We start from the raw sequence: 24,505 nt of genomic DNA, 5'->3' as shown, positions 1-24,505 counted from the left end.
CTGCCCGCATGCTGATCCTCCGCTCCGCCGCCCTGTTCGTCGTCGCCGCCCTGTTCGAGATCGGCGGCGCCTGGCTGGTGTGGCAGGGCGTGCGCGAGCACCGCGGCTGGCTGTGGGCCGCGGGCGGGGTGCTCGCCCTCGGCGCGTACGGGTTCGTCGCCACCTTCCAGCCGGACGCGCACTTCGGCCGCATCCTCGCCGCGTACGGCGGGATCTTCGTCGCCGGCTCGATCCTGTGGGGCATGGTCGCGGACGGCTTCCGGCCCGACCGCTGGGACGTCGCCGGGGCGCTGATCTGCCTCGCCGGCATGGCCGTGATCATGTGGGCGCCGCGCAACGGAGGCTGACGCGGGCGCGGGACGGCCGGGCGTCCGTCCGGGCCCGTCGCCTACCCTGGGCACGGTCGAAACGCCGCAGCCCGAGGAGCAGCCCCATGGCCACCGCCGCACCGTCCGCCGCCTCCCGCATCGCCGTCGTCACGGGTGCGAGCAGCGGTATCGGCGCCGCCACGGCCCGGCAGCTCGCCGCGGCCGGCTACCGCGTCGTCCTGACCGCGCGCCGCAAGGACCGCATCGAGGCGCTCGCCGAGGAGATCGACGCGGCCGGGCACGCGGCGACGGCGTACCCGCTGGACGTCACCGACCGGGCCGCGGTCGACGAGTTCGCGTCCGCCTTCACCACCGTCGGCGTGCTGGTCAACAACGCGGGCGGCGCGCTCGGCGCCGACCCGGTGGCGACCGGCGACCCCGCCGACTGGCGCACGATGTACGAGACGAACGTCATCGGCACCCTGAACCTCACCCAGGCCCTGCTGCCCAAGCTGGACGCGAGCGGCGACGGGACCGTGGTGGTCGTGTCGTCGACGGCGGGCCACGGCACCTACGAGGGCGGCGCGGGCTACGTCGCCGCCAAGCACGGCAGCCACGTCCTCGCCGAGACGCTGCGCCTGGAGATCGTCGGCCGGCCGGTCCGGGTGATCGAGGTCGCCCCGGGCATGGTGCGGACCGACGAGTTCGCGCTGACCCGCTTCGGCGGCGACCGGGACCGGGCGGCCAAGGTCTACGAGGGCGTCGCCGAGCCGCTCACCGCCGACGACGTCGCCGAGACCATCACCTGGGCGGTCACCCGGCCCAGCCACGTCAACATCGACCTGCTCGTGGTGCGCCCGCGCGCCCAGGCCTCGAACACCAAGGTGCACCGGGAGACGCAGTGACCGACGACGCCGCTCGGCAGGCCGAGCGGGCGCGTCTGGACCTGGAGCGCAGGCGCGAGCGCCAGGTCTGGTACTTCCTGGCGTACTTCCTCTTCGGCATCCACATCGTGGCGTTCGTGATGATCTACGCGGTCCGGCACGCGAGGTGACGCGCCGGCGGACGAAGGGGCGGGCACGGCACCGGAGCGCCGTGCCCGCCCTTTGGCGTCAGCCCTTCACGCAGACGACCTGCCTGAGCTTGGCCACGACCTCCACGAGGTCGCGCTGCTGGTCGATGACCTGCTCGATCGGCTTGTAGGCGCCCGGGATCTCGTCCACCACGCCGGAGTCCTTGCGGCACTCCACACCCCGGGTCTGCTCCTCCAGGTCCTTCGTGGAGAAGCGGCGCTTGGCGGCGTTGCGGCTCATGCGCCGCCCGGCGCCGTGCGAGGCGGAGTTGAAGGACCGGTCGTTCCCGAGGCCCTTGACGATGTACGAGCCGGTGCCCATCGAGCCCGGGATGATGCCGTACTCGCCGGAGCCCGCCCGGATCGCCCCCTTGCGGGTGACGAGCAGGTCCATGCCGTCGTAGCGCTCCTCGGCCACGTAGTTGTGGTGGCAGGAGATCTCCTGCTCGAAGGTGGGCCACGCCTTCCTGAACTCCTTGCGGACGACGTCCTTGAGCAGCGCCATCATGAGCGTGCGGTTGTACTTGGCGTACTCCTGTGCCCAGAACAGGTCGTTGCGGTAGGCGGCCATCTGCGGGGTGTCCGCCACGAAGACGGCGAGGTCGCGGTCGATCAGGTCCTGGTTGTGCGGGAGCTTCTGGGCCACGCCGATGTGGTGCTCCGCCAGCTCCTTGCCGATGTTCCGCGAGCCGGAGTGCAGCATCAGCCAGACCGCGTCGGAGGAGTCGACGCAGACCTCCACGAAGTGGTTGCCGGAACCGAGCGTCCCCATCTGCCGGACCGCCCGCTCCTGACGGAACCTGACCGCCTCGGCGATCCCGTCGAAGCGCCCCCAGAAGTCGTCCCAGCCGGCGGTGGCGAGCCCGTGGAAGCCGCCCGGGTCCACCGCGTCGTCGTGCATCCCGCGGCCCACCGGGATGGCCTGCTCGATCCTGCTGCGCAGGCGGGACAGGTCACCGGGCAGGTCGCCGGCGGTCAGGGAGGTGCGCACGGCGCTCATCCCGCAGCCGATGTCCACGCCGACCGCGGCCGGGCAGACGGCACCCTGCATCGCGATGACCGAGCCGACGGTCGCGCCCTTGCCGAAGTGCACGTCGGGCATGACCGCGAGGCCCTTGATCCAGGGCAGCGTCGTCACGTTCCGGAGCTGCTGCAGCGCCTGGCCCTCGACCCCGGCCGGGTCGGCCCACATCCGGATGGGGACCTGGGCGCCCGGCATCTCCACGTACGACATATCGTCCTCATTCCCCCGAAAAACATACAGAAGTCTTGAATCGCAATACCGGCGCCGAGGTCGACGAAACAGGGCATCGGACCGGCGTCCACGGCAGTGCGTGCGATACACATTGTCTGCAGGAGGCGCCCCCGCCCGGCAAGCGAATATGGCCGCGCCGAGCGGCGGGGACACCGAGACCACCACCATCGAACGGACTTCGTCGAGAGGAGCCTGCCCGTGCTGCGGAAGGCGTACGTACCCGGCGCCGCGGCTCTGCTGGCGGCGCTGCTGGCCGGCTGCTCCGGCGGCTCCTCGGGCGGCGGGACCACGGACAGCGCCAAGGGGGGCGGCACCGGGACGGCGACGGCTGCGGCCCAGCCGGGCAAGTACCGCACGCTGCCGGAGCCCTGCGGCGTGATCGGCCACGGCACGCTCGACGCGCTGCTGCCCGGCATCCGGCGGATCGCGGACGTGGACCAGCGCACCAGGGCCTACGAGGGCGACGCCGCACTCACCTACGACACCGACCGCAAGGTCGGCTGCCGCTGGAAGGTCGACGGCCCGGACGCCACCGACCACCTCTCCGTCGACTTCGAACGGGTCGTCTCCTACGACAACTCCGTCAGCGACGACAGCCAGGCGCACTCCGTCTTCGCCGCCAAGCAGACCGCCGCCGACCTGCCCGAACCCACCGGCAGCGGCTCCGCGTCGGCGGCGTCGGGCTCCCCCGCGCCGTCCGGTTCGACCTCCTCCCCGGCCGCGCCCCCGGCGGCCTCGTCCTCCTCGGCACCCTCGTCCGCGTCCTCCGCCCCCACGGCCCCCTCCTCGGGCTCCGCGGGCTCCTCGGCGTCCTCGTCCGGCGACGCGACCCCGTCCGACCTCCAGCCCCGCACGCTCGACGACCTGGGGGACGAGGCGTTCCTCGACGACGCCCTCAACAGCACCGGATCGACGGTCGAGCAGCGCACCGTGACTGTGGCGTTCCGCACGTCCAACGTCGTCGTGACGATCGTCTACGAGGAGCAGCCGGCCACGCTCGGCGCGGTCCCGGACAGCAAGGAAATGCAGGACAAGGCCCGGAAACTGGCGGCCCAGCTGGCCGATTCGCTGGGCGGCTGAGCCGTCCCACCCGGCGCTCGACGCCCCTCGCGCGGACCCGTGAAGCGGGTCCGCGCGGTCCTTCCACCGCGTACCGTGGCCCCCCGGACCCGATCCGACCGCAGGAACCCCGCAGAACGTCCACAGGAACAGCGCAGGAAGACCGCAGGAATCCAAGCGTCATGAGTGAAGGAACCATGCAGCGAGCAGATCAGCGAGACCAGCGTGACCCACGAGTGAAGCGTCCGAACCGTGCCCTTGTCGTCGCGGCCGCCGTCCCCGTGATGTTCCTGGCCGCGGCATGCTCCTCCGGCTCCGGCTCCTCCGCCGACGCGAAGGAGACCCCGGCCGGCGACTCGAAGAGCGCCACGAGCGCGAGCGCCTCGCCCACCGTGCAGCCCGCGGCCTACCGGAAGCTTCCCGAGGCGTGCCGCGTCCTGTCCGGCAGGACTCTCGAGGAAATGGTGCCCAAGGGCACGAAGTCGGCCAAGGAGGGCACGTCGAGCGACGTGTCCAGGCGGGCCGGCTGCTCCTGGAGCAGCCTCGACAACAACGGCGTGAAGGGCTCCCAGTTCCGCTGGCTGAACGTCTCCCTCCTGCGCTTCGACTCCGACGCCTCCCGCGGCTCGGGCGACAAGCAGGCCCAGGGCTACTACCAGCGGCAGGTGCAGGACGCCCGCTCGGTGGAGGGTGCGAGGAACACCAAGTCCGCGCCACTGGCGGGCACGGGCGACGAGGCGACGTCGGTGCGCTACGACCTGAAGAAGAAGGAGGGGTCCTTCAAGCAGGAGACGGTCGTGACGCGGGTGCAGAACGTCGTCGTGACCGTCGACTACAACGGCGCCGGACTGGCCGGCGACCAGGCCCCGGACGCCGGCGGTCTGGCCAAGGCTGCGCAGACGGCCGCCAAGGAGGCGGTGGCCGCGGTCGCTTCGGCGAACGGCGGCGGGTCCTCCTCCGGCGGGACGTCCGCGTCGAAGCCGGCCTCCCCGTCCGCCTCGAAGGGTGCCGGGTCCGGCAAGGCGTCGCCGTCGGCGAGCGCCGGGGCCGCCAAGTCGGCCTCCCCGTCGGCCTCGAAGAACTGAGGTCACGGGGCCGACGGCCCCGGTCGGACGGATCCGGCCACACGTGCTCCGCACGGATGTGCCACTCTGTTGCGCGCAACAACACGCACTGGGGAGGGAGTACGGGTGGCCAAGCCGCTGCAGCTGACCCGGATGCACCGCATTCTCATAGGTGTGGTCGTGTCCGGCGCGCTGATCATCGCCGGTATCGGCTTCGCCGGTTCGTACGCGGCCGTCCGCGCACTCGCCTTCAAGAAGGGCTTCGGGAACTTCAGTTACGTCTTCCCGGTGGGCATCGACGCGGGCATCTGCGTCCTGCTCTCCCTGGACCTGCTGCTGACCTGGATCCGCATCCCCTTCCCGCTGCTGCGTCAGACGGCGTGGCTGCTCACGGCGGCGACGATCGCGTTCAACGGCGCCGCCGCCTGGCCCGACCCGCTCGGCGTCGGCATGCACGCGGTGATCCCGGTCCTGTTCGTGGTCGCGGTGGAGGCGGCCCGGCACGCGATCGGCCGGATTGCCGACATCACGGCGGACAAGCACATGGAGGGCGTCCGCCTCACCCGCTGGCTCCTCTCGCCGGTGCCGACCTTCCTGCTGTGGCGCCGGATGAAGCTGTGGGAGCTGCGCTCCTACGACCAGGTGATCAAGCTGGAGCAGGAACGTCTCGTCTACCAGGCGCGCCTGCGGTCCCGCTTCGGGCGGGCCTGGCGCCGCAAGGCCCCGGTGGAGTCGCTGATGCCGCTGCGGCTGGCCCGGTACGGCGTCCCGCTGGCCCAGACGGCCCCGGAGGGCCTGGCGGCGGCGGGCATCGAGCCCGCGCTGCTCCCGCCCGCACCGCGGCCGCAGGACGAGACGGCCACCGGCGCCCGGCAGGCGGTGGCCGCGGGGGCGCCGTCGCGCCCGGAGCTGCCCGCCGAGCGGACCGGCGGACCGCAGGGCCCCGGGCGTCCCGGGGGCGCCGTCCACCCGCAGGACGCGGGGCCCGTGCCCCCGGCCGACGAGGAGGAGCTGCCGCCCGACGAGCAGAGCCCCTGGTTCCAGGCCCCGCAGGCGGTCGACTACCACGGCGACTACGACCCGTCGTACGACCCGGAGCGGTACGCCCAGTGGTACGCGGAGCAGCAGCAGGCCGAGGAGTACCGGGAGGCGCAGGAGCAGCAGGGGCCGCAGGTGCCCGGCCCGCGGCGGCCCGCCGACCAGAACGCCGGCGGGGACCCGCGCGGGGGTGCGCGCCCCGACCGGGCGGCGGAGTCCGACGGGCAGGGCGAGCCGGGGCCGGAGGAGACGGGCAGCTTCCCGATCCCGGCCGGCCCGAACCGCACCCGCCCCCTCGGCGACGGCGGCGGCACCTCGCCCGTCGAGCCGGACGAGGAGGCGTACTACCAGGTGTTCCGGCAGTCGATCAACGGCAGCCTGCCCACCGCGCATCAGTTCGCCGACGGGGTGGAGGCCTCGTTCGGCATCCCGCTGTCCGGCGCCGAGGCCAAGCGCCTGGTCGACCGGTTCGCCCTCCGCTTCGACGCGGAACTCCAGGAGAACCACATCGCGTAGGGCGGGCGGCGCGCAGGACCGCCGCCCGGAGGAACGGCGAAGGGGCCGCCCGGTGCACCGGGCGGCCCCTTCGTCGTGGAGCGGGTCAGTCGCCGAGCAGGGCCCGCACCCGGTCCTGCCCGACCGCGAGGAGCAGCGTGGGCAGCCGGGGACCGGTGTCCCGGCCGACGAGCAGGTGGTACAGCAGCGCGAAGAACGCCCGCTGCGCGGCCTTGATCTCCGGCGGCAGCTCCTTCGGCGTCGCGTCGGCGGAGAAGCCGGCCTGGACCTTGGGCACGCCGTACACCAGGTGCGTCAGCCCGTCGAGGGACCAGTGCTCGGCCAGCCCGTCGAGCAGCAGGCGCAGCGACTGCCGGCCCTGGTCGTCCAGGGACTTCAGCAGCTCGGCGTCGGGCTCGGCGCGGACGATGGTGCGCTGGTCCGCGGGGACCTGCGTGTTGATCCACGCCTCGGCCCGGTCGTACCGGGGGCGCGCCTCGTCGAGCGAGGCGAGCGGGTCGGCCGGGTCGAGCTCGGACAGGATGCGCAGCGCCTGGTCCTGGTGGCCGGCGGTGATGTCGGCGACGGACGCGAGCGTGCGGTACGGCAGCGGGTGCGGCGTCCGCGGCAGCTCACCGGCGGCCGTGCCGACCGCGCGGGTGTACGCGGCGGTGTCCGCCGGCAGCGCGGAGCCGTCGGCGACCTTGGCCGCGAGCTTGTCCCACTCGTCGTAGAGGCGCTGGATCTCCTGGTCGAAGGCGATCTTGAAGGACTGGTTCGGGCGACGGCGGGCGTACAGCCAGCGCAGGAGCTGCGGCTCCATGATCTTCAGCGCGTCCGCCGGGGTGGGCACGCCACCGCGCGAGGACGACATCTTCGCCATGCCGGAGATGCCCACGAAGGCGTACATCGGGCCGATCGGCTGGGAGCCGCCGAAGATGCCGACGATCTGCCCGCCGACCTGGAAGGACGAGCCCGGCGACGAGTGGTCGACGCCGCTCGGCTCGAAGATCACGCCCTCGCGCGCCCACCGCATCGGCCAGTCGACCTTCCAGACCAGCTTGCCGCGGTTGAACTCGCTGAGCCGGACCGTCTCCGAGAAGGCGCACGCGGTGCACGAGTACGTCAGCTCGGTGGAGTCGTCGTCGTAGGAGGTGACGGCGGTGAGGTCCTTGCCGCAGTTGCCGCAGTAAGGCTTGTACGGGAAGTACCCGCCGGCGCCGGAGCTGCCGTCGTCCTCGGACGCCGCGCCCGACCCCTCCTCGGCCTCCAGCTCGGCCTCGTCGACGGCCTTCTGCTGCTGCTTCTTGGCGGGCTTGGCCTTGGTGCGGTACTGGGCGAGGATCGCGTCGATGTCGCCGCGGTGCCGCATCGCGTGCAGGATCTGCTCCCGGTACGCGCCGGAGGTGTACTGCTCGGTCTGGCTGATGCCGTCGAACTCCACGCCCAGCTCGGCGAGCGAGGCGGTCATCGCGGCCTTGAAGTGCTCGGCCCAGTTCGGGTACGACGAGCCCTCCGGCGCCGGGACGGACGTCAGCGGCTTGCCGATGTGCTCGGCCCACGACGCGTCGACCCCGGCGATCCCGGCCGGGACCTTGCGGTACCGGTCGTAGTCGTCCCAGGAGATCAGGTGGCGCACGTGGTGGCTGCGCCGGCGGATCTCGTCGGCGACGAGGTGCGGGGTCATCACCTCGCGGAGGTTGCCCAGGTGGATGGGTCCGGAGGGAGACAGCCCGGACGCGACGACGACCGGTTTGCCCGGGGCCCGACGCTCCGACTCCTCGATGACCTCGTCCGCGAAACGGGAGACCCAGTCGGTGGTATCGGTGCTCTGAGCCACGATCGGCACGTCCTCTTTCTCCGAGTTCTCGATGGAGCAGCCGGTACGTCGCCCGGCTGGCCGCTCCATTGTCCCAGGCGGGGCCGCTTCCGTGAAAACGCCTTCTCACGGCCCTGCGGTCACACAGAGGGGGACGGCGCGGCGCGGCCCGGCGTTCACCGGGCGACCGGAAAATTCGCTTTACCCCGCATGGGATACTGGCCGGGCCCATCTGTTCGTACGAGGAGAACGGCACCCACTTCTATGGCCCCGGTCACGTCCCTCACCGCCGCCGTCCACCAGCGTCTCGCGTCCGCCCTGTCCGCCGGCCTGCCGGAGGGCGCCGGCGCGGACCCGCTGCTGCGACGAAGCGACCGGGCGGACTTCCAGGCCAACGGGATCCTGGCCCTCGCCAAGAAGGCGAAGGCGAACCCGCGGGAGCTGGCCGCGCAGATCGTCTCCCAGGTCGTCACCGGTGACGTGATCGGGGACGTCGAGGTCTCCGGACCCGGCTTCCTCAACATCACGGTCACCGACCGGGCGATCACGGAGAACCTGGCCGCGCGCGCCGCCGACCCCGAGGGCCGCCTCGGCGTGCCGTACGCCGAGCAGCCGGGCACGACGGTCATCGACTACGCCCAGCCCAACGTGGCGAAGGAGATGCACGTCGGCCACCTGCGGTCCGCGGTGATCGGCGCGTCGGTGGCGCAGCTCCTGGAGTTCACCGGCGAGCGGGTGGTCCGCCGGCACCACATCGGCGACTGGGGCACCCAGTTCGGCATGCTCATCCAGTTCCTCGACGAGCACCCGCACGAGCTGGACCACAAGTCGTCCGAGGTGTCCGGCGAGGAGGCGATGTCGAATCTGGACCGCCTCTACAAGACGGCGCGCCGCCTCTTCGACGCCGACGAGGAGTTCAAGACACGCGCCCGGCGCCGGGTGGTCGACCTCCAGGCCGGCGACCCGCGCACGCTCGCCATCTGGCAGAAGTTCGTCGACGAGTCGAAGATCTACTTCTTCTCCGTCTTCGAGAAGCTGGACATGGAGATCCAGGACGCGGACATCGTCGGCGAGTCGGGTTACAACGACATGCTGGCCGAGACCTGCCGCCTCCTGGAGGAGTCCGGTGTCGCGGTCCGCTCCGAGGGCGCGCTGTGCGTCTTCTTCGACGACATCAAGGGCACCGACGGCAACCCGGTCCCGCTGATCGTGCAGAAGTCCGACGGCGGCTACGGCTACGCGGCGACGGACCTGTCCGCGATCCGCGACCGCGTCTTCAACCTGAAGGCCGACACCCTGCTCTACGTGGTGGACGCCCGCCAGGCGCTGCACTTCCGGATGGTCTTCGAGACCGCCCGCCGGGCCGGCTGGCTCGGGGACGACGCCACCGCGCACCACCTCGCCTTCGGCACGGTCCTCGGCAAGGACGGCAAGCCTTTCAAGACCCGTGAGGGCGAGACGGTCAAGCTGGTGGACCTCCTCGACGAGGCGGTCGAGCGGGCCTCGGCGGTCGTCCGGGAGAAGGCCCGCGACCTGTCCGAGGAGGAGATCGCCGAGCGCGGCGCCCAGGTGGGCATCGGCGCGGTGAAGTACGCGGACCTGTCGACGTCGGCGAACCGGGACTACAAGTTCGACCTGGACCAGATGGTCTCGCTCAACGGCGACACCTCCGTCTACCTCCAGTACGCGTACGCCCGGATCCAGTCGATCCTCCGCAAGGCCGGCGAGGTCCGTCCGGCGGCCCGCCCGGAGCTGGGACTGGCCGCCGCGGAGCGCGCCCTGGGCCTGCACGCCGACGCCTTCGCGGAGACGGTCGCGGAGGCCGCCGCCGAGTACGCCCCGCACAAGCTGGCCGCGTACCTGTACCAGCTGGCGTCGCTCTACACGACCTTCTACGACCAGTGCCCGGTCCTGAAGGCCGAGACGCCGGAGCAGGTCGAGAACCGCCTGTTCCTGTGCGACGTCACGGCCCGCACCCTGCACCAGGGCATGGCCCTGCTGGGCATCAGGACGCCCGAGCGGCTCTGAGCGCCTCTCTCACTCCGCGGATGGGCCGTTGCCGTCGAGGAGGGCCCTGGTGCGACGCACCAGGGCCTGCCTGACCGCCTCCGGCGCGAGGACGCGCAGAGGTGCCGCCAGGCCGAGGAGGTAGCGGGCCAGCCCGTCCGCGTCGGGGCCGCCGATGTCCACGAGGGTGGCGTCGGGGCCGTCCGGGCGGTGGCTGCCGACCGTGGCCGGGACGAGCCGTAGCGCCTGACTCATCGGGAGGGGCAGGCGGATCGTCGCCGACAGCGGGTAGGGGCCGTTCGCGATGTTGCGGGAGACCAGCCGCGCCGGGTCCGGCGGGTCGGTGAGATCCACGGGCCGACCGGTCGGCCGGAGCCGGTCGACCCGGTCCGCCCGGAAGGTGCGCCACTGGTCCCGGGACACGTCCCGCGCGACGAAGTACCAGCGCCGTCCCGTGTGGACCAGACGGTACGGGTCGACGTCCCGGACCGTGGCCCGGCCCTCTCCGTCGGTGTAGGACAGCCGGGCCCGCTCCCCCTGCCGGCAGGCGGCGGCCAGCTCCAGCAGCAGGCCCGCCCTGATCTGCGGACCGTCGGTCCCGGGGAGCCGCACGAACGCGTCGTCCAGCTCCCCCAGCCGCTCGGCGACGCGCCGGGGCAGCACTTGACGCAGCTTCAGCAGGGCCGACAGTGCGGCCTGGTCGCCGCCGAGCGCGTCGCTCAGCGCCGCCTCGCGCAGCCCGGTCGCGACGGCCAGCGCCTCCTCGTCGTCGAGGATCAGCGGCGGCACCCGCGCGCCGGCACGCAGGCGGTAACCGCCCCACGGGCCCGCGTCGGAGTCGACGGCATAGCCGAGGTCCCTGAGCCTGGCGACGTCCCGGCGGACCGTGCGGTCCGTGACCTCCATCCGCTCGGCCAGCTCGGCGCAGGTCCAGGACGGCCGGGCCGACAGCAGGGAGAGGAGCCGCAGCAGGCGGGCGGACGAGCCGATCACGCGCGGAAGTCTTCCACACGGCGCGACAACCAGGACCGTATCTGTCCGGGTCACCGCATAGCGTCCCCTCCATGACCGCAGAGAGCTCGTCCGCACCCGTGTTCCGCTACGCCGCCGTCACCTTCGACTGCGCCGACCCCGCCGAAATGGCCCGCTTCTACGGGGAGTTGCTCGGCATGTCGGCCCTCTGCTCCACCGACGACTTCGTCCTGCTGGGCAAGGAGGGGGCGACCGGCCTCGGCTTCAGCCGCCTGGCCGGCTACCGCCCGCCCACCTGGCCGGACCCGGCGCAGGAGAAGCAGGCGCACATCGAACTCGGCGTCGACGATCTCGACCTCGCCGAGAAGCGACTGCTCGGCCTCGGCGCCACCAGGCCCGACTTCCAGCCAGGAGGCGAGCGCTGGCGGGTCCTGCTGGACCCGGCCGGCCACCCGTTCTGCATCACCACACTCGTCTGACGGGACAGCCCCTGAGCCCGGCACTGCGGTGGGGCCCGGCCCCCGGGTGGGGGCGGGGCCCACCGGCGGGGTCAGCCGCGGACCGCCTTGAGCAGCACCTCGACGTCGTTCCCGGCGTGCCACCCCGTCTGGTACTTGGGGCTGTGGTGGCGGGTGCTCGTCCAGGAGTAGTAGCGGTACCAGGTCTGGTCCAGGCCGGACCAGTGGGCGTATCCCGTGGCCACGTTCACGCGGGCGTACTTGCCGTCCGTCTTGTTGTCCCAGATGTAGAGGGCGGCGCTGGTCTGCTGGTGTCCGCCGACCTTGCGGTCGCACTCCATGTACTTCACCCCGACGGAGTTGTGGTCGGCGTGGATCGTCTTCCAGCCCGAGCACGTGACGGCGGAGGCGGTGGCGGAGGCGGCCGGCGATGCGGCCGCCACGGTCGAGGGCATGGCGATCCCCACGACCGCTGCGAGCGAGGCACAGGAGACCGCGAAGCGGGTGCGTGCGTTCATGATGGTTCGGATTCCCTTGTCCGTAGGTCCGGGGACGGCGGGTCCTCTGTCGCCGCCCTCTGCTGCTGCGACGATGGCCGCTCCCGCCCGACGTCCACCAGAGTCCGCGAGGCAGTGACGCGTTCCTGGGACGCACCGGCCCCTGACCTGCGGGAACAGCACCCAGGACGACCACCCGGCGGAACACCGCGCAGGAACGCGTCCGTCACCGGCTCGCTCTCGCACAGCAGCACGTCACCCGCAGCGGCGCTCACGCCGGGAGGACCGGCGGACGTGCAGATCTGCCGGGCGGCTGCGGCCGGCCCAACGGCTGCCGGTGCGACGGGTGTTGTCAGTGGCTGCCTCTACAGTCGGCGGCATGGCGACACTTCCGAACCCTCTGCCGAAGCTGGCCTCCGATCCGAGCGGGCGCTCGCTCGGGCTGCAGCTGCCGCCCGGCGTGCTGCTCGACACGACGGACGAGGGTCCCTGGCACGAGCCTCTGCTCTGGTACGCGGGCCGCGCCGCCTCCCCGGGCAACTGGACCGCGCTCGGAGCGCCCGCCGCCCGGCTGGGCCTGATCCCGGTCCTCGTGGACCTGGGCGACCGTCACGGCGGCCCGGAGGAGTGGGAGTTGCTGCCCGGTGAGACGTCCTACCCCGGGGACCACGACGCCGAGGAGGTCCTGGCGCAGCTCTGGGAGGAGTGCGCCGACGAGGGCGAGCAGTGGCCGGGACCGGCGGGCGGCCGCACTCCGAGCGTCGATCCGGACGTGCGGGCGGCCGAGGTCGCCGACGCGCTGGCGGACGACCGGGCCGCGTTCGCCCGGCCGCACCTCGCGCTGGTCCCGGCCCGCCGCAGCGCCGACGTCCCCGCGGCGATCGGCTGGACCGGCCCGCTGAACCACGAGAGCGACGTGGCACGCCTGTGCGCCGTCCTCCGTTCCTGGGAGGACCGCTTCGGCGTGCGGGTGGTGGCCCTCGGCTTCGACCGGCTCGTGGTGTCGGTGGCGGCGCCGCCGGCGACCCCCGCCGAGGCGGAGGCGATCACGGCCGAGCACCTCGCCTTCTGCCCGGAAAATATCGACCACGCGGAGAGCCCGCAGGCGTACGCACGGCAGCTCCTCGGCGCGCGCAGCTGGCACTTCTGGTGGGGCTGACGCGGCCCGAGGGCCCCGTAGTCGGGGCGGGTGTCCCGGATCCCGTCCCCAGGGGCCGGCGTTCGCGCAGCTCAGGGGCGGGACGGGCGTCCCGGTGTCCCATATCCGGCCGCACCCGTGGCGCCGGGTGCCCCGCACCGGTCAGGCTGGAGGCGATCACCGTCGGACCCGTGCCGTCCCCAGGGAGCCCCCATGCCCGCACGTCCCGCCCGTGCCCGCGTGCTCGCCGTCGTGGCACTGCTCCTCGCCGCGTTCACCCTGACGGCCTGCCACGACGGCCAGGGCATCCGCGACGAGGGACCGTCCTCCTCGTCGTCACGGCTGCACGGCGACCTCCCGTAGACACACCGGGTGCTGTGGCCGCAAAGGTGTGCCGGGATGCTCGCGGCGTCCGGTGCCGGCGGCACCTCCCACGCCGTTCAGGCCGTGGGGAGCATCGCGCGGCGGAGCGTCGCCCGCGTACGGGAGGTACCCGGGTGAGGCGGCAACGCAGCGAGGTGCCGTGCCGGGCGCCGCGAGCCGGTGACCCCTCCGGCCACAGCACTAGGGAGTGGTCGAGCCCGCGGGGACCCAGCCCTTGCCGCCGAGGGGGAACTCGTAGCCGGGGCGGCCGCCGGCGCCGCTGGTGCGGAAGGGCCGGCCTCGGTCGTCGATGCGCAGTGTGCCGTGGCGGTCGCCGCTGGACCAGCTCAGCTCCAGGTACCAGCTCACGTCGTACGCCGAGGCGTCGGCCGTGACGTAGAAGACCTCCGGGTCGGACTCGCTCACCTTGAACGGGAAGTTCCGGTGCCCCGCCTCGGGGACGACGACGGGGCGGGCCGCGTCGAGGGCGACGGTGAAGGAGCGGGTCGGCACCCCGCCGCCGCAGCCGACGCCCGGGTAGCCCATCGCGTAGTCGTTCCAGGCGAGCGGCGGCCGCCTGCCCGCCTCGCGCACCCGCAGGCTGTCCACGACGACGGTCGCACCCCGGGTGCCCTGCACGGTGAGTGTGAGGTACTGGCGGCCCGACGACACCGCGCCGGCCACCGCCACCCAGGCCGGCGCGTCCTGCTCCACGGGCGGCGGCGCCACCTCCCCCGGCCCGTGGGCGATCAGATAGTGCTGGTCGCAGGGGGACTCCCAGGTGTACGGCCGGGTGGCCACCGTCAGGGGCGGCGGACCGGTGCCGTCGTCGCCGTCCGCGCCGGTGGGCGTGGCCGCGGCCCTTCCCTTCCCGGCGCCTCCCCCGCGCGGCGCGGCCGGTCCCGCGGTGGGCCCGGCGGAGGCCGGGGCGGAACGGGACGCCGCGGCGGAGGGGCCGGTGGAGGCGCGTCCGCCGTCCGGGCCCTCGCCGCCGTCCTGCCCGGCCGCGGCGGGCCGGTCCCGGCCGCCGTCGGTGCCGTCCTGCGACGGCAGGCCGACCGCGAGCGCCACGGCACCGAGGACGGCGGCCACGGCGACCCCGGCGAGCACGACGGGACGCATGCGCCGCCCCCGCGCGGCCCCCGCGCCGTGGGCCCCGGCGACCCGGCCGCCCCGCGCCACGGGGTCCGGGCGGTCCCGCGCCACGGGGCCCGGGCCGTCCCCGGCCGGGGGCGACCCGGCGGCCCCGGTGACCCGGCCACGCACGGCCGCGGGCACCTCGCCGGTCCCGGCCCGGGAGAACCCGGTCCCCGTGGCTCGGTCACGCCCGGACCGGGAGGCCGGGCCGTCCTCGGTCTCCGCGCCCGGACCGTCCCCGGCCCCGGAGACCCGGCCGCGCCCGAACCCGGAGAAACGGCCGCGCCGGGCCCCGGTCACCCGGCCGCCGTCCCCGGCCGGGGCGGACCCGCAGCCCTCGGCCGCACGCTCCGCCCCCGGTTCCGTCGCGCCCCCGGGACGCGGACCCGGTGCGGCGCCCGTCCCCCGGCCCTGCGCCCCCGAAGTCCCGCGGTCCGGCGCCTCCCCCGAAGCCCCCGGCACGTCCGACGCCCCCGATACGCCCGCCGGCCCCGCCGCATCGGTCGTCCCCGCCGCATCGGCCGAACCGGCCGGTCTCCGTCCCCGGTTCGCGTCCGCCAGGATCCATCGCCGGTGCAGCTCCACGAGTTCGCCCGGCGACGCCCGGCACAGCCGGGCCAGGCGCTCGACGGGCGCGTAGTCCGTGGGGACGGCGGCCCCGTTGCAGTACCGGTGCAGTGTCGACGTGCTCATGTGGAGCCGCTTGGCGAGCGTGCCGTAACTGAGTCCGGCACGGTCCTTCAACTCCCGCAGCAGCGCTGCGAAATCGCCCCCCGCAGTGTCCTCCGACACCGTTCCTCCCACCCCGTGTCCCGTTCCCGTGTTCCAGGAAGGGAATGTCTCCGCAGGTCATAGGCCATGCAGGTGTTCCAGCGTCCCCGATCTCCGCCCGGTCGTGGCGGCCGGGACGGATCGCCCCGCAGGCTGGGGCCATCCAAGCACGCCGCTCCCGTCCACCGGTCGAGCGGTTGTTCGCAGTCACCGTTCTCGAAAAGGGGACCAGCCATGTCCGTACGCCGTACCGCTCCCGCCCGCACCTCCCGTCCGTTCGGCACGAGGCCGCGGGTGCTCCTGGGCACGGCGGGCGTCCTCCTCGCCTCGCTCGCCCTCACCGCCTGCCAGGACGGCACCGGCACGAAGGACGAGGGCGCCGCGCGGACCACCGCCCCGGCGGGAGCCGCGGCGGCCGGCACCACGGGCGCCCGGGGCGGCGCGTCCGCGGCCGGCGGACGGGCCGCGCCGACCGGCACCGGCGCCCCCGCCGGCTCGGGCAGCTCCCCCACCTCGGCCGGCTCGGGCAGCGGTGCCGCCGGGACCGGGCACGCGGGCGGCAGGACGGCGGCCGGCGCGTCCGGTTCCGGCAAGGGGGGCAGCGGCCGCGTGCTGTGCACCGGCGCCAACACGAAGGTCACCGCCCGCCCGGTGCCCCGCCCCCTGAACCACATGCTGCTCACGGTCACCAACACCGGCTCGAAGTGGTGCGACCTCACCTACTTCCCTGTGATCCGCTTCGACGAGATGCAGTGGGTGCCGCAGGGCGCGCAGGAGACGCAGCCGCAGGCGGTGGTGTCGCTGGCGCCCGGCGAGTCGGGGTACGCGGGCGTCCTGCTCTCCGCCGCCGACGGCAGCGGCGACGGCGGCATGACGGCCCACCGGCTGACGGTCGGCTTCCAGGGCATGACCCCGAACAGCAGCGGCGGCCCGTCCGCGACCCCGGCCCTCCCCGCGAAGGGCGTCTACTACGACAGCACGCTCGCGGTGACCTACTGGCAGCAGGACAGGGGCGACGCGCTCAACTGGTAGGCGCACGGCGGCGGGCCGGGCCCCGGGATCCTTCCCGGGGCCCGGCCCGCGGGGACGCCTCCCGGGCGTCCGGCCGCCGCCGGCTACGCCTGGCGCAGCCTCTGGGCCACCTCGGTCGCCCAGTACGTGAGGATGTTCCGCGCGCCGGCCCGCTTGATGCCGGTCAGGGTCTCCAGGATCGCCCGGTCGCGGTCGACCCAGCCCTTCTCCGCGGCGGCCTCGATCATCGCGTACTCGCCGGAGATCTGGTAGGCGGCGACGGGCACGTCCACGGCGTCGGCGACCCGGGCCAGGATGTCCAGGTAGGGGCCGGCCGGCTTGACCATCACCATGTCGGCGCCCTCCTCCAGGTCGAGCGCCAGCTCCCGCAGCGACTCCCGCAGATTGGCCGGGTCCTGCTGGTAGGTCTTGCGGTCGCCCTGCAGGGACGAGCCGACGGCCTCGCGGAAGGGGCCGTAGAAGGCGGAGGAGTACTTGGCCGTGTAGGCGAGGATCGCGACATCCTCGCGACCGATCTGGTCCAGCGCGTCACGGACGACGCCGATCTGGCCGTCCATCATGCCGCTGGGGCCGACCACATGGGCCCCGGCGTCCGCCTGCACCTGCGCCATCTCGGCGTAGCGCTCGAGCGTGGCGTCGTTGTCGACGCGGCCCTCGGCGTCGAGGACGCCGCAGTGGCCGTGGTCGGTGAACTCGTCCAGGCACAGGTCGGACATGACGAGCAGGTCGTCCCCGACCTCGGCGCGCACGTCGCGCAGGGCGACCTGGAGGATGCCGTCGGGGTCGGTGCCCGCCGTCCCGAGGCCGTCCTTGCGGGACTCCTCCGGCACGCCGAAGAGCATGATCCCGGAGACTCCGGCCGCGACGGCCTCCGCGGCCGCCTTCTTCAGGCTCTCGCGCGTGTGCTGCACGACCCCGGGCATCGCCGTGATCGGCACCGGCTCGCTCACGCCCTCCCGCACGAACGCGGGCAGGATCAGGTCCGCCGGGTGCAGCCGGGTCTCGGCGACCATGCGGCGCATGACGGGCGTGGTGCGCAGCCGACGGGGACGCGTACCGGGGAAGGATCCGTACTTCGTCATGCCCCTACGCTACGCCCGCCCGGCACCCCCCTTTGCCGACGCCCTGTCGGACGCGTGAGGGGCCCGGCGAGGGGCGGCGGCGGGCCCGCGGAGGCTCGGGGCGCGGCCCGCGCGAGGGACAGATCCGGGCACAAGGCGCCCGCATACGAAGTCTTTGCAGCGTCCTGACCGTCCCTGGATCCGCACACCTCCCCAGTGTTCTACGCGCGTGGTGTCATGCACGCGCCCACTCCCCATCCGTGGGCTCCCCACCGACTAGGAGTCATCCATGCTGTGGAAGGTCCTCGGCCGTGCGGGCGTCGCGCTGGCGGCCGGCGCCGCCGTCGTCGCCACCGCCGTCCCCGCGAACGCGGCCAGCTACTCCGCGTTCGCCTTCTCGCAGAGCGGCAGCCAGCCCACCATCTACGACTTCATCAACTCGGCCACCAGCACGCTCGACATGACCATGTACGAGCTGGAGGACACCACCGCCGTCAACGACCTGATAGCCCTGAAGAACAAGGGCGTCACCGTACGGGTCGTCCTCGACAGACAGCACCAGAGCGCGAACGGTTCGGCGTACACGTCCCTGACCAATGCGGGCGTGGGCGTGGTCTGGTCCTCGTCCGCCTACGTCTACACCCACCAGAAGACCATCACGGTCGACGGCACCAAGTCCCTCATCATGACGGGCAACCTCACCTCGCAGTACTACACGACCAGCCGCGACTACGGGGTGTTCGACGACGACACCCGCGACGTCGCCTCGATCGAGAAGGTCTTCAACGCGGACTACGCGGCCACCTCGATCACCCCGACCGACGGCGACCACCTGCTGTGGTCCCCCACCGACTCCCGCAACCGCCTGGTCTCCTTCGTCAACGCCGCCACCAAGACCCTCGACGTCCAGGAACTGGAGCTGAGCGACAGCACGGTGGTCAACGCCATCGTGGCCCGCGCCAAGGCGGGCGTGGCGGTCCGGGTGGTCCTGGAGAACCCGTCGAGCTACGCGAGCGAGGTGTCCTCCATCAAGTCCGCGGGCGGCACCGTCGTCGGCTACTCCGACCCCAACGGCTTCTACATCCACGCCAAGGCGATGGTCGCCGACTACGGTCTGTCCACCCAGGCGGTCGAGGCGGGCTCCATGAACATCAGCAGCAACTCGCTCAGCAACAACCGCGAGTTGGGCCTGATCCTCACCGGCACCGGCGTGGCCCAGTCGGTCGCCGCCACGGTCGAGTCCACCTTCAACAGCGACTACGCAGGCGGCACCCCGGCCTGACGGCCGGACGGCGGACACGGGGGCGGTGCGTCGCGCCCGTGTCCGCCGCCCCCGCCCCCGCAGCGCCGGTCCGTCGAAACCGGTGCCGGTGCCCAGGGCCGTGGTCCGGTCGGTGGGCAGGGGGAGGCGGGCCGTCAGGGGCGGGTCCAGCAGGCCGGTCCGGACGAGGACGGCCGCCTGGTCGCCGTCGTCGATCCACGCGTCGCCGATCCACTCGTAGCCGACCGTGCGCGACCCTCGCCGGGCCGCCGCCCGCGGGACTGCGCGGACGCGGACGGCCCGCGCCGTGCGGTGCACGGCGCGGGCCGTCCGCGTTGCTCGGGCGCCTCAGGTCGTGGACCGCCTCCGACGAGCCCCCGGCCGTCGCTCGCTCGGGCGGGTCACCGGGTCGCCCGCCTCCAGCGCCGCGGTCCGGCGGCGCATGCCGAAGTCGGCGAGCGCCTCCGCCAGCCGGAGCGCCGACGGCTCCGGCGCCATGACGTCGACCCGCAGCCCGTGCTCCTCCGCCGTCTTGGCGGTGGCCGGGCCGATGCAGGCGATCACCGTCACGTTGTGCGGCTTGCCCGCGATGCCCACCAGGTTCCGCACCGTGGAGGAGGAGGTGAACAGCACGGCGTCGAAGCCGCCGCCCTTGATCGCCTCACGGGTCTCCGCCGGCGGCGGCGAGGCGCGGACCGTCCGGTAGGCGGTGACGTCGTCGACCTCCCAGCCCAGCTCGATGAGCCCGGCGACGAGGGTCTCCGTGGCGATGTCGGCGCGCGGCAGGAACACCCGGTCGATCGGGTCGAAGACCGGGTCGTAGGGCGGCCAGTCCTCCAGCAGCCCGGCGGCGGACTGCTCCCCGCTCGGCACCAGGTCCGGCTTCACGCCGAAGGCGATGAGCGCCTTCGCGGTCTGCTCGCCCACCGCAGCCACCTTGATACCCGCAAAAGCCCGAGCATCAAGGCCGTACTCCTCGAACTTCTCCCGGACCGCCTTGACCGCGTTGACCGAGGTGAAGGCGATCCACTCGTAGCGGCCGGTGACCAGGCCCTTGACCGCCCGCTCCATCTGCTGGGGCGTGCGCGGCGGCTCGACGGCGATGGTCGGGACCTCGTGCGGCACGGCCCCGTAGGACCGCAGCCGGTCGGAGAGCGACGCCGCCTGCTCCTTGGTGCGCGGCACGAGGACCTTCCAGCCGAACAGCGGCTTGGACTCGAACCACGACAGCTGGTCGCGCTGGGCGGCGGCGGAACGCTCGCCGACCACGGCTATCACCGGCCGCCCGCCCTCCGGGGACGGCAGCACCTTCGCCTGCTTCAGCGTCTGCGCGATCGTCCCCAGCGTGGCCGTCCAGGTCCGCTGCCGGGTGGTCGTGCCGGCGACGGTGACGGTCAGCGGCGTGTCCGGCTTGCGACCGGCCGACACCAGCTCCCCGGCCGCCGCGGCGACCGAGTCGAGGGTGGTCGACACCACGACCGTGCCGTCCGAGGCGCCGACCTCGGTCCAGCAGCGGTCGGAGGCCGTCCGGGCGTCCACGAAGCGGACGTCGGCACCCTGGGCGTCGCGCAGCGGCACACCGGCGTACGCGGGCACGCCGACGGCGCTCGCGATACCGGGCACCACCTCGAAGGGCACACCCGCTGCGGCGCAGGCGAGCATTTCCTCGGCGGCGTACGTATCAAGTCCCGGGTCCCCGGACACCGCACGGACGACCCGCCTGCCGCCCCGCGCAGCCTCCATGACAAGATGTGCGGCATCCCGCACCGCGGGGGCGCCGACGGTTGTTGACGTACCGTCAACCACCGTCAACTGGGGCGCGCCCGTGCCCGGAACGGGGTCCTGGGCAGGACCGTCGTCCGTGTGCACGAAGGAGGCGCCCTGCCGGGCATGGGGCCGTACGACGTCGAGCACCTCGTGCTCGGCGACGAGGACGTCCGCGCTCGCCAGCGCCTCCACGGCGCGCAGTGTGAGTAGTCCCGGATCTCCGGGTCCGGCACCGAGGAAGGTGACGTGCCCGTGTTCAGGACCGGCGGGAAGGGTGGTGGGGCTCAATGTGCTCGCTCCCCCATCAGACCGGCCGCGCCCTGGGCAAGCATCTCGGTGGCGAGTTCGCGACCGAGCGCCATCGCCTGCGCCTGCGTGCGGGGCACGGGACCGGTGGTGGACAGCTGCACCAGCGAGGTGCCGTCGGTGGTGCCGACGACGCCGCGCAGGCGCATTTCCTTGACAAACTGCCCGTCGGCCAGCAGGTCGGCCAGTGCACCCACAGGTGCGCTGCAACCGGCCTCCAGGGCGGCGAGCAGTGACCGCTCGGCGGTCACGGCGACCCGGGTGAACGGGTCGTCGAGTTCCGCGAGCGCGGCGATCAGGTCCGCGTTGCCCGCGGAGCACTCGATCGCCAGGGCCCCCTGGCCGGGGGCGGGCAGAACGGTGTCGACCGACAGGAAGTCGGTCACCTCGTCGCTGCGTCCTATGCGGTTCAGGCCGGCCGCGGCCAGCACGACCGCGTCCAGTTCGCCGCTGCGGACGAAACCGATGCGCGTGTCGACGTTCCCGCGGATCGGGACCGTCTCGACGTCCAGCCCGTGGCTGCGCGCGTACGCGTTCAGCTGCGCCATGCGGCGCGGCGAGCCGGTGCCTATGCGCGCGACGCCCCGCGGGGCGGACGCGGCCAGGTCGGTGAACTTCAGGGCGTCCCGGGCGACGAGCACGTCGCGCGGGTCCTCCCGCTCCGGCACGGCGGCCAGGACCAGTTCCGCGGGCTGCGCGGTGGGGAGGTCCTTCAGCGAGTGAACCGCGAAGTCGACCTCGCCCCGCACCAGCGCGTCGCGCAGCGCCGTGACGAACACACCGGTACCGCCGATCTGCGCGAGGTGCTCGCGGGAGGTGTCGCCGTAGGTGGTGATCTCGACGAGTTCGACGGGCCGTCCGGTCACCCGGCTCACGGCCTGCGCCACCTGCCCGGACTGGGCCATGGCGAGCTTGCTCCGCCTGGTCCCGAGCCTCAGTGCCTTCTCACTCATGCCGGCCCTCGGTTCCTGGCCTTCTCTTCGGTGCTTTCCACGGCGCGCGAGACGGAGGCCACCGTCTCGGCGTCGAGGTCGAACAGGGTGCGCAGCGCGTCCGCGTACCCGGCACCGCCGGGTTCGGCCGCGAGCTGCTTGACCCTGACGGTCGGGGCGTGCAGCAGCTTGTCGACGACGCGCCGCACGGTCTGGGTGATCTCCGCCCGGTGCCGGTCGTCCAGGCCGGGCAGGCGCCCCTCGAGGCGCGTGATCTCCCCGGCGACGACGTCGGCGGCCATGCTGCGCAGGGCGACGACGGTCGGCGTGATGTGGGCCGCCCGCTGGGCCGCCCCGAAGGCCGTGACCTCGGCGGCGACGATGCGCCGGACCTGGTCCACGTCGGCCGCCATCGGCGCGTCGGCGGAGGCCTCGGCGAGGGACTCGATGTCGACCAGGCGCACACCGGCCAGCCGGTGCACGGCCGCGTCGACGTCCCGCGGCATGGCGAGGTCGAGCAGGAACAGCACCGGCTCGGGACGCGGGGCCCCGGTGGGCTGCTCGGGGATGCGGCGCTCGGGGATGCGGCCGACGGCGGTCGCGGCCGCCGCGAGCCTGGTGATCAGCGCGGCGTCGGCCTCGGCGCTGCGGCGGGCCGACTCGCGGCGGTCCACGGTGCCGTTGTCGACCCAGGCGGAGTGCTGCTCCAGGGTGGCCGCGTCCATGCCGGCCACGGCTGCCTCGCCGTGCACGGAGAAACCCGCCTGCACGTCGGAGAGGTCGAGCGGGCAGCTCTCCTCCGCGCCCGCGCCGGCGGGCGGCAGGGGGGTGTCCCGCTGGTCCGCCCGGACCGTCGTACGGCGGTCCGCGGCGCCCGGAGCGTCCTCGGCCGCGGGGGCGTCGCCGTTCCCGGCCGCTGCGGGCCCGGGGAGGCGGCCGTCGACGGCCGCGGCGACGGTGTCGGCGGGCAGGACCAGTCCGGTCGCGCCGGTGCAGGAGACGGCGACGTCGGCCCGTGTCAGCTCGAGCGGCACCGCGTCCATCGGTACCGCGCGGGCCAGCACGTCCGTGTCGTCACCCTCGGTGAGGATCTGCGCGAGCCGCTCGGCGCGGGCCGGGGTGCGGTTCGCGACGACGATCTCCGCCACGCCCGCCCGGGCGAGCGTGGCGGCGGCCAGCGAGGACATCGAGCCGGCCCCGATGACCAGGGCCTTCCTGCCCCGCGCCCAGGTCTCGACGTCGGCGCCCGCGGAGAGCTGCTCCAGGCCGAAGGTGACCAGGGACTGCCCGGCGCGGTCGATGCCGGTCTCCGAGTGGGCCCGCTTGCCGACCCGCAGCGCCTGCTGGAACAGGTCGTTCAGCAGCCGTCCGGCGGTGTGCAGCTCCTGGGCGATCGCCAGGGAGTCCTTTATCTGGCCGAGGATCTGGCCCTCGCCGACGACCATCGAGTCCAGGCCGCAGGCCACCGAGAACAGGTGGTGGACGGCGCGGTCCTCGTAGTGCACGTAGAGGTACGGCGTGAGCTCCTCCAGGCCGACCCCGCTGTGCTGGGCCAGCAGCGTGGACAGCTCGGCCACACCGGCGTGGAACTTGTCCACGTCGGCGTACAGCTCGATCCGGTTGCACGTGGCCAGCAGGGCGGCCTCGGTGGCCGGCTCGGCGGCGACGGTGTCCTGGAGCAGCTTGAACTGGGCGTCCGCGTTCAGCGACGCCCGCTCCAGGACGCTGACCGGAGCGCTGCGGTGGCTGAGCCCGACGACGAGGAGACTCATGCCGGCATCACGGCGGGGACGTCCCCGTCGGGCCCCTGGTCGGCGGACCCCGCGCGGGCGGCGGTCGGCAGTGCGCCGTCGGCGGCGGCCTCCTCGCCGGCCTTGCGCTGCTCGTGGAAGGCGAGGATCTGCAGCTCGATGGAGAGGTCGACCTTGCGCACGTCGACGCCGTCGGGGACGTTCAGCACGGTCGGCGCGAAGTTCAGGATGGAGGTCACACCGGCGGCCACGAGCCGGTCGCAGACCGGCTGGGCGGCGCCCGCGGGGGTCGCGATCACGCCGATAGAGACGCCGTTGTCCTGGATGATCTTCTCGAGCTCGTCGGTGTGCTGGACCGGGATCCCGGCGACCGGCTTCCCGGCCATCGCGGGGTCGGCGTCGATGAGGGCGGCGACCCGGAAGCCGCGGGAGGCGAAGCCGCCGTAGTTGGCGAGGGCCGCGCCGAGGTTGCCGATACCGACGATGACAACCGGCCAGTCCTGGGTGAGGCCGAGTTCACGCGAGATCTGGTACACGAGATACTCGACGTCGTAGCCCACACCGCGCGTCCCGTAGGAGCCGAGGTAGGAGAAGTCCTTGCGCAGCTTGGCGGAGTTGACCCCCGCCGCCGCGGCCAGCTCCTCGGAGGAGACGGTGGGCACCGAGCGCTCCGACAGTGCGGTCAGGGCACGGAGGTACAGCGGAAGCCTGGCGACGGTGGCCTCGGGAATCCCTCGGCTGCGGGTCGCCGGTCGGTGAGTTCGGCCAGTTGCCACGGTGCTCCTGCGGGTAGAGCGGGGCTGTGGGCGGTCGTACGTCCCCGGACCGCCCCGTGGAAAGCAGGCTATGTCTTTGTGAACGTGTGCACAAAGATGGTGTCCGATTTGCCCGGCCAACGTGACCGGGGTCACGCGCCCCCCGCGCGCCGGTGGGGAACCGGCG

22 protein-coding genes and 1 pseudogene are annotated in these 24,505 nt (G+C 73.4%); 12 read left to right on the top strand and 11 right to left on the bottom strand.

The window, feature by feature from the left end; genetic code table 11:
- The first annotated feature begins 8 nt into the window (after positions 1-8).
- The 3 genes from P3H78_RS25180 to P3H78_RS25170 all read left to right on the top strand — a co-directional run bounded on the left by P3H78_RS25180 (position 9) and on the right by P3H78_RS25170 (position 1,362).
- On the top strand, positions 9-347 hold the full coding sequence (locus tag P3H78_RS25180; RefSeq protein ID WP_276111434.1) for a YnfA family protein: 339 nt from the start codon (positions 9-11) through the stop codon (positions 345-347).
- Positions 348-433: 86 nt separating this feature from the next.
- Positions 434-1,213 carry an SDR family NAD(P)-dependent oxidoreductase gene (locus P3H78_RS25175; protein ID WP_276111433.1) on the top strand — a complete coding sequence of 260 codons (780 nt, stop codon included), beginning with the start codon at positions 434-436 and terminating at the stop codon, positions 1,211-1,213.
- Positions 1,210-1,362 carry a hypothetical protein gene (locus tag P3H78_RS25170; RefSeq protein WP_276111432.1) on the top strand — a complete coding sequence of 51 codons (153 nt, stop codon included), beginning with the start codon at positions 1,210-1,212 and terminating at the stop codon, positions 1,360-1,362. The genes P3H78_RS25175 and P3H78_RS25170 overlap by 4 nt, the downstream gene beginning before the upstream one ends.
- A 58-nt stretch (positions 1,363-1,420) precedes the next feature.
- Here the strand turns inward: P3H78_RS25170 and P3H78_RS25165 are convergent, their stop codons facing one another.
- Positions 1,421-2,614, bottom strand: a complete 1,194-nt coding sequence (locus P3H78_RS25165; RefSeq protein WP_276111431.1) for an RtcB family protein — start codon at positions 2,612-2,614, stop codon at positions 1,421-1,423.
- A 219-nt stretch (positions 2,615-2,833) separates the two neighbouring features.
- On the opposite strand from P3H78_RS25165, the gene P3H78_RS25160 reads away from it, so the two are divergent.
- From P3H78_RS25160 to P3H78_RS25150, 3 genes are all read left to right on the top strand, one after another.
- Positions 2,834-3,715 carry a DUF3558 domain-containing protein gene (locus P3H78_RS25160; RefSeq protein WP_276111430.1) on the top strand — a complete coding sequence of 294 codons (882 nt, stop codon included), beginning with the start codon at positions 2,834-2,836 and terminating at the stop codon, positions 3,713-3,715.
- A gap of 161 nt (positions 3,716-3,876) precedes the next feature.
- Positions 3,877-4,779 carry a DUF3558 domain-containing protein gene (locus P3H78_RS25155; protein WP_276111429.1) on the top strand — a complete coding sequence of 301 codons (903 nt, stop codon included), beginning with the start codon at positions 3,877-3,879 and terminating at the stop codon, positions 4,777-4,779.
- 105 nt (positions 4,780-4,884) lie between these two features.
- Positions 4,885-6,312, top strand: coding sequence for a DUF2637 domain-containing protein (locus tag P3H78_RS25150; protein ID WP_276111428.1), 1,428 nt, complete (start codon positions 4,885-4,887; stop codon positions 6,310-6,312).
- Positions 6,313-6,397: 85 nt separating this feature from the next.
- Here the strand turns inward: P3H78_RS25150 and lysS are convergent, their stop codons facing one another.
- Complete coding sequence (lysS, locus tag P3H78_RS25145) at positions 6,398-8,140, bottom strand: lysine--tRNA ligase (RefSeq protein ID WP_276111427.1); 1,743 nt, start codon at positions 8,138-8,140, stop codon at positions 6,398-6,400.
- Positions 8,141-8,374: 234 nt separating this feature from the next.
- Between lysS and argS the strand changes: the two genes are divergently transcribed.
- The gene (gene argS / locus P3H78_RS25140) at positions 8,375-10,138 is read left to right on the top strand and encodes an arginine--tRNA ligase (protein WP_276111426.1); all 1,764 of its coding nucleotides are present in this window, start codon (positions 8,375-8,377) and stop codon (positions 10,136-10,138) included.
- Between the two features lie 9 nt (positions 10,139-10,147).
- On the opposite strand, the gene P3H78_RS25135 is transcribed toward argS, so the two are convergent.
- Entirely contained in the window at positions 10,148-11,110 is a 963-nt protein-coding gene (locus P3H78_RS25135) for a helix-turn-helix transcriptional regulator (protein WP_276111425.1), read from the bottom strand.
- A 71-nt stretch (positions 11,111-11,181) separates the two neighbouring features.
- Here P3H78_RS25135 and P3H78_RS25130 point away from each other — a divergent pair, with 71 nt between their 5' ends.
- Complete coding sequence (locus tag P3H78_RS25130; protein ID WP_276111424.1) at positions 11,182-11,568, top strand: VOC family protein; 387 nt, start codon at positions 11,182-11,184, stop codon at positions 11,566-11,568.
- A gap of 71 nt (positions 11,569-11,639) precedes the next feature.
- Here the strand turns inward: P3H78_RS25130 and P3H78_RS25125 are convergent, their stop codons facing one another.
- Positions 11,640-12,065 (bottom strand): hypothetical protein, encoded by a 426-nt coding sequence (locus P3H78_RS25125; RefSeq protein ID WP_276111423.1) that lies wholly within the window; start codon positions 12,063-12,065, stop codon positions 11,640-11,642.
- A 358-nt stretch (positions 12,066-12,423) separates the two neighbouring features.
- Here P3H78_RS25125 and P3H78_RS25120 point away from each other — a divergent pair, with 358 nt between their 5' ends.
- Complete coding sequence (locus P3H78_RS25120; protein WP_276111422.1) at positions 12,424-13,203, top strand: DUF4253 domain-containing protein; 780 nt, start codon at positions 12,424-12,426, stop codon at positions 13,201-13,203.
- 192 nt (positions 13,204-13,395) lie between these two features.
- A complete protein-coding gene (locus tag P3H78_RS25115) occupies positions 13,396-13,545 on the top strand; it encodes a hypothetical protein (protein ID WP_276111421.1) in 150 nt (49 codons plus the stop codon).
- A gap of 201 nt (positions 13,546-13,746) precedes the next feature.
- Here P3H78_RS25115 and P3H78_RS25110 read toward each other — a convergent pair whose 3' ends face one another.
- Positions 13,747-14,667 (bottom strand): hypothetical protein, encoded by a 921-nt coding sequence (locus P3H78_RS25110; protein WP_276111510.1) that lies wholly within the window; start codon positions 14,665-14,667, stop codon positions 13,747-13,749.
- Positions 14,668-15,321: 654 nt separating this feature from the next.
- Positions 15,322-15,474: pseudogene (locus tag P3H78_RS25105) on the bottom strand (helix-turn-helix domain-containing protein); the annotation flags it as partial.
- A 213-nt stretch (positions 15,475-15,687) separates the two neighbouring features.
- Between P3H78_RS25105 and P3H78_RS25100 the strand changes: the two are divergent.
- Positions 15,688-16,485 carry a DUF4232 domain-containing protein gene (locus P3H78_RS25100; RefSeq protein WP_276111420.1) on the top strand — a complete coding sequence of 266 codons (798 nt, stop codon included), beginning with the start codon at positions 15,688-15,690 and terminating at the stop codon, positions 16,483-16,485.
- Between the two features lie 83 nt (positions 16,486-16,568).
- Here P3H78_RS25100 and hemB read toward each other — a convergent pair whose 3' ends face one another.
- Positions 16,569-17,567 (bottom strand): porphobilinogen synthase, encoded by a 999-nt coding sequence (hemB, locus tag P3H78_RS25095; protein WP_276111419.1) that lies wholly within the window; start codon positions 17,565-17,567, stop codon positions 16,569-16,571.
- 268 nt (positions 17,568-17,835) lie between these two features.
- Between hemB and P3H78_RS25090 the strand changes: the two genes are divergently transcribed.
- Positions 17,836-18,828 (top strand): phospholipase D-like domain-containing protein, encoded by a 993-nt coding sequence (locus P3H78_RS25090; RefSeq protein WP_276111418.1) that lies wholly within the window; start codon positions 17,836-17,838, stop codon positions 18,826-18,828.
- Positions 18,829-19,155: 327 nt separating this feature from the next.
- Here the strand turns inward: P3H78_RS25090 and P3H78_RS25085 are convergent, their stop codons facing one another.
- The 4 genes from P3H78_RS25085 to P3H78_RS25070 are packed head-to-tail and all read right to left on the bottom strand — an operon-like array spanning position 19,156 to position 24,339.
- Entirely contained in the window at positions 19,156-20,862 is a 1,707-nt protein-coding gene (locus P3H78_RS25085) for a bifunctional uroporphyrinogen-III C-methyltransferase/uroporphyrinogen-III synthase (RefSeq protein ID WP_276111417.1), read from the bottom strand.
- On the bottom strand, positions 20,859-21,833 hold the full coding sequence (hemC, locus tag P3H78_RS25080; RefSeq protein ID WP_276111416.1) for a hydroxymethylbilane synthase: 975 nt from the start codon (positions 21,831-21,833) through the stop codon (positions 20,859-20,861). The genes P3H78_RS25085 and hemC overlap by 4 nt, the downstream gene beginning before the upstream one ends.
- A complete protein-coding gene (locus P3H78_RS25075; protein ID WP_276111415.1) occupies positions 21,830-23,584 on the bottom strand; it encodes a glutamyl-tRNA reductase in 1,755 nt (584 codons plus the stop codon). The genes hemC and P3H78_RS25075 overlap by 4 nt, the downstream gene beginning before the upstream one ends.
- The gene (locus P3H78_RS25070; protein WP_276111414.1) at positions 23,581-24,339 is read right to left on the bottom strand and encodes a redox-sensing transcriptional repressor Rex; all 759 of its coding nucleotides are present in this window, start codon (positions 24,337-24,339) and stop codon (positions 23,581-23,583) included. Before P3H78_RS25070 ends, P3H78_RS25075 begins: the two co-directional genes overlap by 4 nt.
- Positions 24,340-24,505 lie beyond the last annotated feature (166 nt).

Origin of the sequence: Streptomyces tropicalis (assembly GCF_029269835.1) — a bacterium.
In the GTDB taxonomy this organism is placed as follows: domain Bacteria; phylum Actinomycetota; class Actinomycetes; order Streptomycetales; family Streptomycetaceae; genus Streptomyces; species Streptomyces tropicalis.
Note: the sequence above shows the minus strand (reverse complement) of the source record. Positions and strands in the feature narration are given on the sequence as shown.

What these genes read in the sequence shown, in the direction of transcription:
- P3H78_RS25180 (WP_276111434.1), top strand. Translation starts at nt 9, where the DNA reads ATGCTGATCCTCCGCTCCGCCGCCCTGTTCGTCGTCGCCGCCCTGTTC.
- P3H78_RS25175 (WP_276111433.1), top strand. Translation starts at nt 434, where the DNA reads ATGGCCACCGCCGCACCGTCCGCCGCCTCCCGCATCGCCGTCGTCACG.
- P3H78_RS25165 (WP_276111431.1), bottom strand. Translation starts at nt 2,614, where the DNA reads ATGTCGTACGTGGAGATGCCGGGCGCCCAGGTCCCCATCCGGATGTGG.
- P3H78_RS25155 (WP_276111429.1), top strand. Translation starts at nt 3,877, where the DNA reads ATGAGTGAAGGAACCATGCAGCGAGCAGATCAGCGAGACCAGCGTGAC.
- argS (WP_276111426.1), top strand. Translation starts at nt 8,375, where the DNA reads ATGGCCCCGGTCACGTCCCTCACCGCCGCCGTCCACCAGCGTCTCGCG.
- P3H78_RS25130 (WP_276111424.1), top strand. Translation starts at nt 11,182, where the DNA reads ATGACCGCAGAGAGCTCGTCCGCACCCGTGTTCCGCTACGCCGCCGTC.
- P3H78_RS25125 (WP_276111423.1), bottom strand. Translation starts at nt 12,065, where the DNA reads ATGAACGCACGCACCCGCTTCGCGGTCTCCTGTGCCTCGCTCGCAGCG.
- P3H78_RS25120 (WP_276111422.1), top strand. Translation starts at nt 12,424, where the DNA reads ATGGCGACACTTCCGAACCCTCTGCCGAAGCTGGCCTCCGATCCGAGC.
- P3H78_RS25115 (WP_276111421.1), top strand. Translation starts at nt 13,396, where the DNA reads ATGCCCGCACGTCCCGCCCGTGCCCGCGTGCTCGCCGTCGTGGCACTG.
- P3H78_RS25110 (WP_276111510.1), bottom strand. Translation starts at nt 14,667, where the DNA reads ATGCGTCCCGTCGTGCTCGCCGGGGTCGCCGTGGCCGCCGTCCTCGGT.
- P3H78_RS25100 (WP_276111420.1), top strand. Translation starts at nt 15,688, where the DNA reads ATGTCCGTACGCCGTACCGCTCCCGCCCGCACCTCCCGTCCGTTCGGC.
- hemB (WP_276111419.1), bottom strand. Translation starts at nt 17,567, where the DNA reads ATGACGAAGTACGGATCCTTCCCCGGTACGCGTCCCCGTCGGCTGCGC.
- P3H78_RS25090 (WP_276111418.1), top strand. Translation starts at nt 17,836, where the DNA reads ATGCTGTGGAAGGTCCTCGGCCGTGCGGGCGTCGCGCTGGCGGCCGGC.
- hemC (WP_276111416.1), bottom strand. Translation starts at nt 21,833, where the DNA reads ATGAGTGAGAAGGCACTGAGGCTCGGGACCAGGCGGAGCAAGCTCGCC.
- P3H78_RS25075 (WP_276111415.1), bottom strand. Translation starts at nt 23,584, where the DNA reads ATGAGTCTCCTCGTCGTCGGGCTCAGCCACCGCAGCGCTCCGGTCAGC.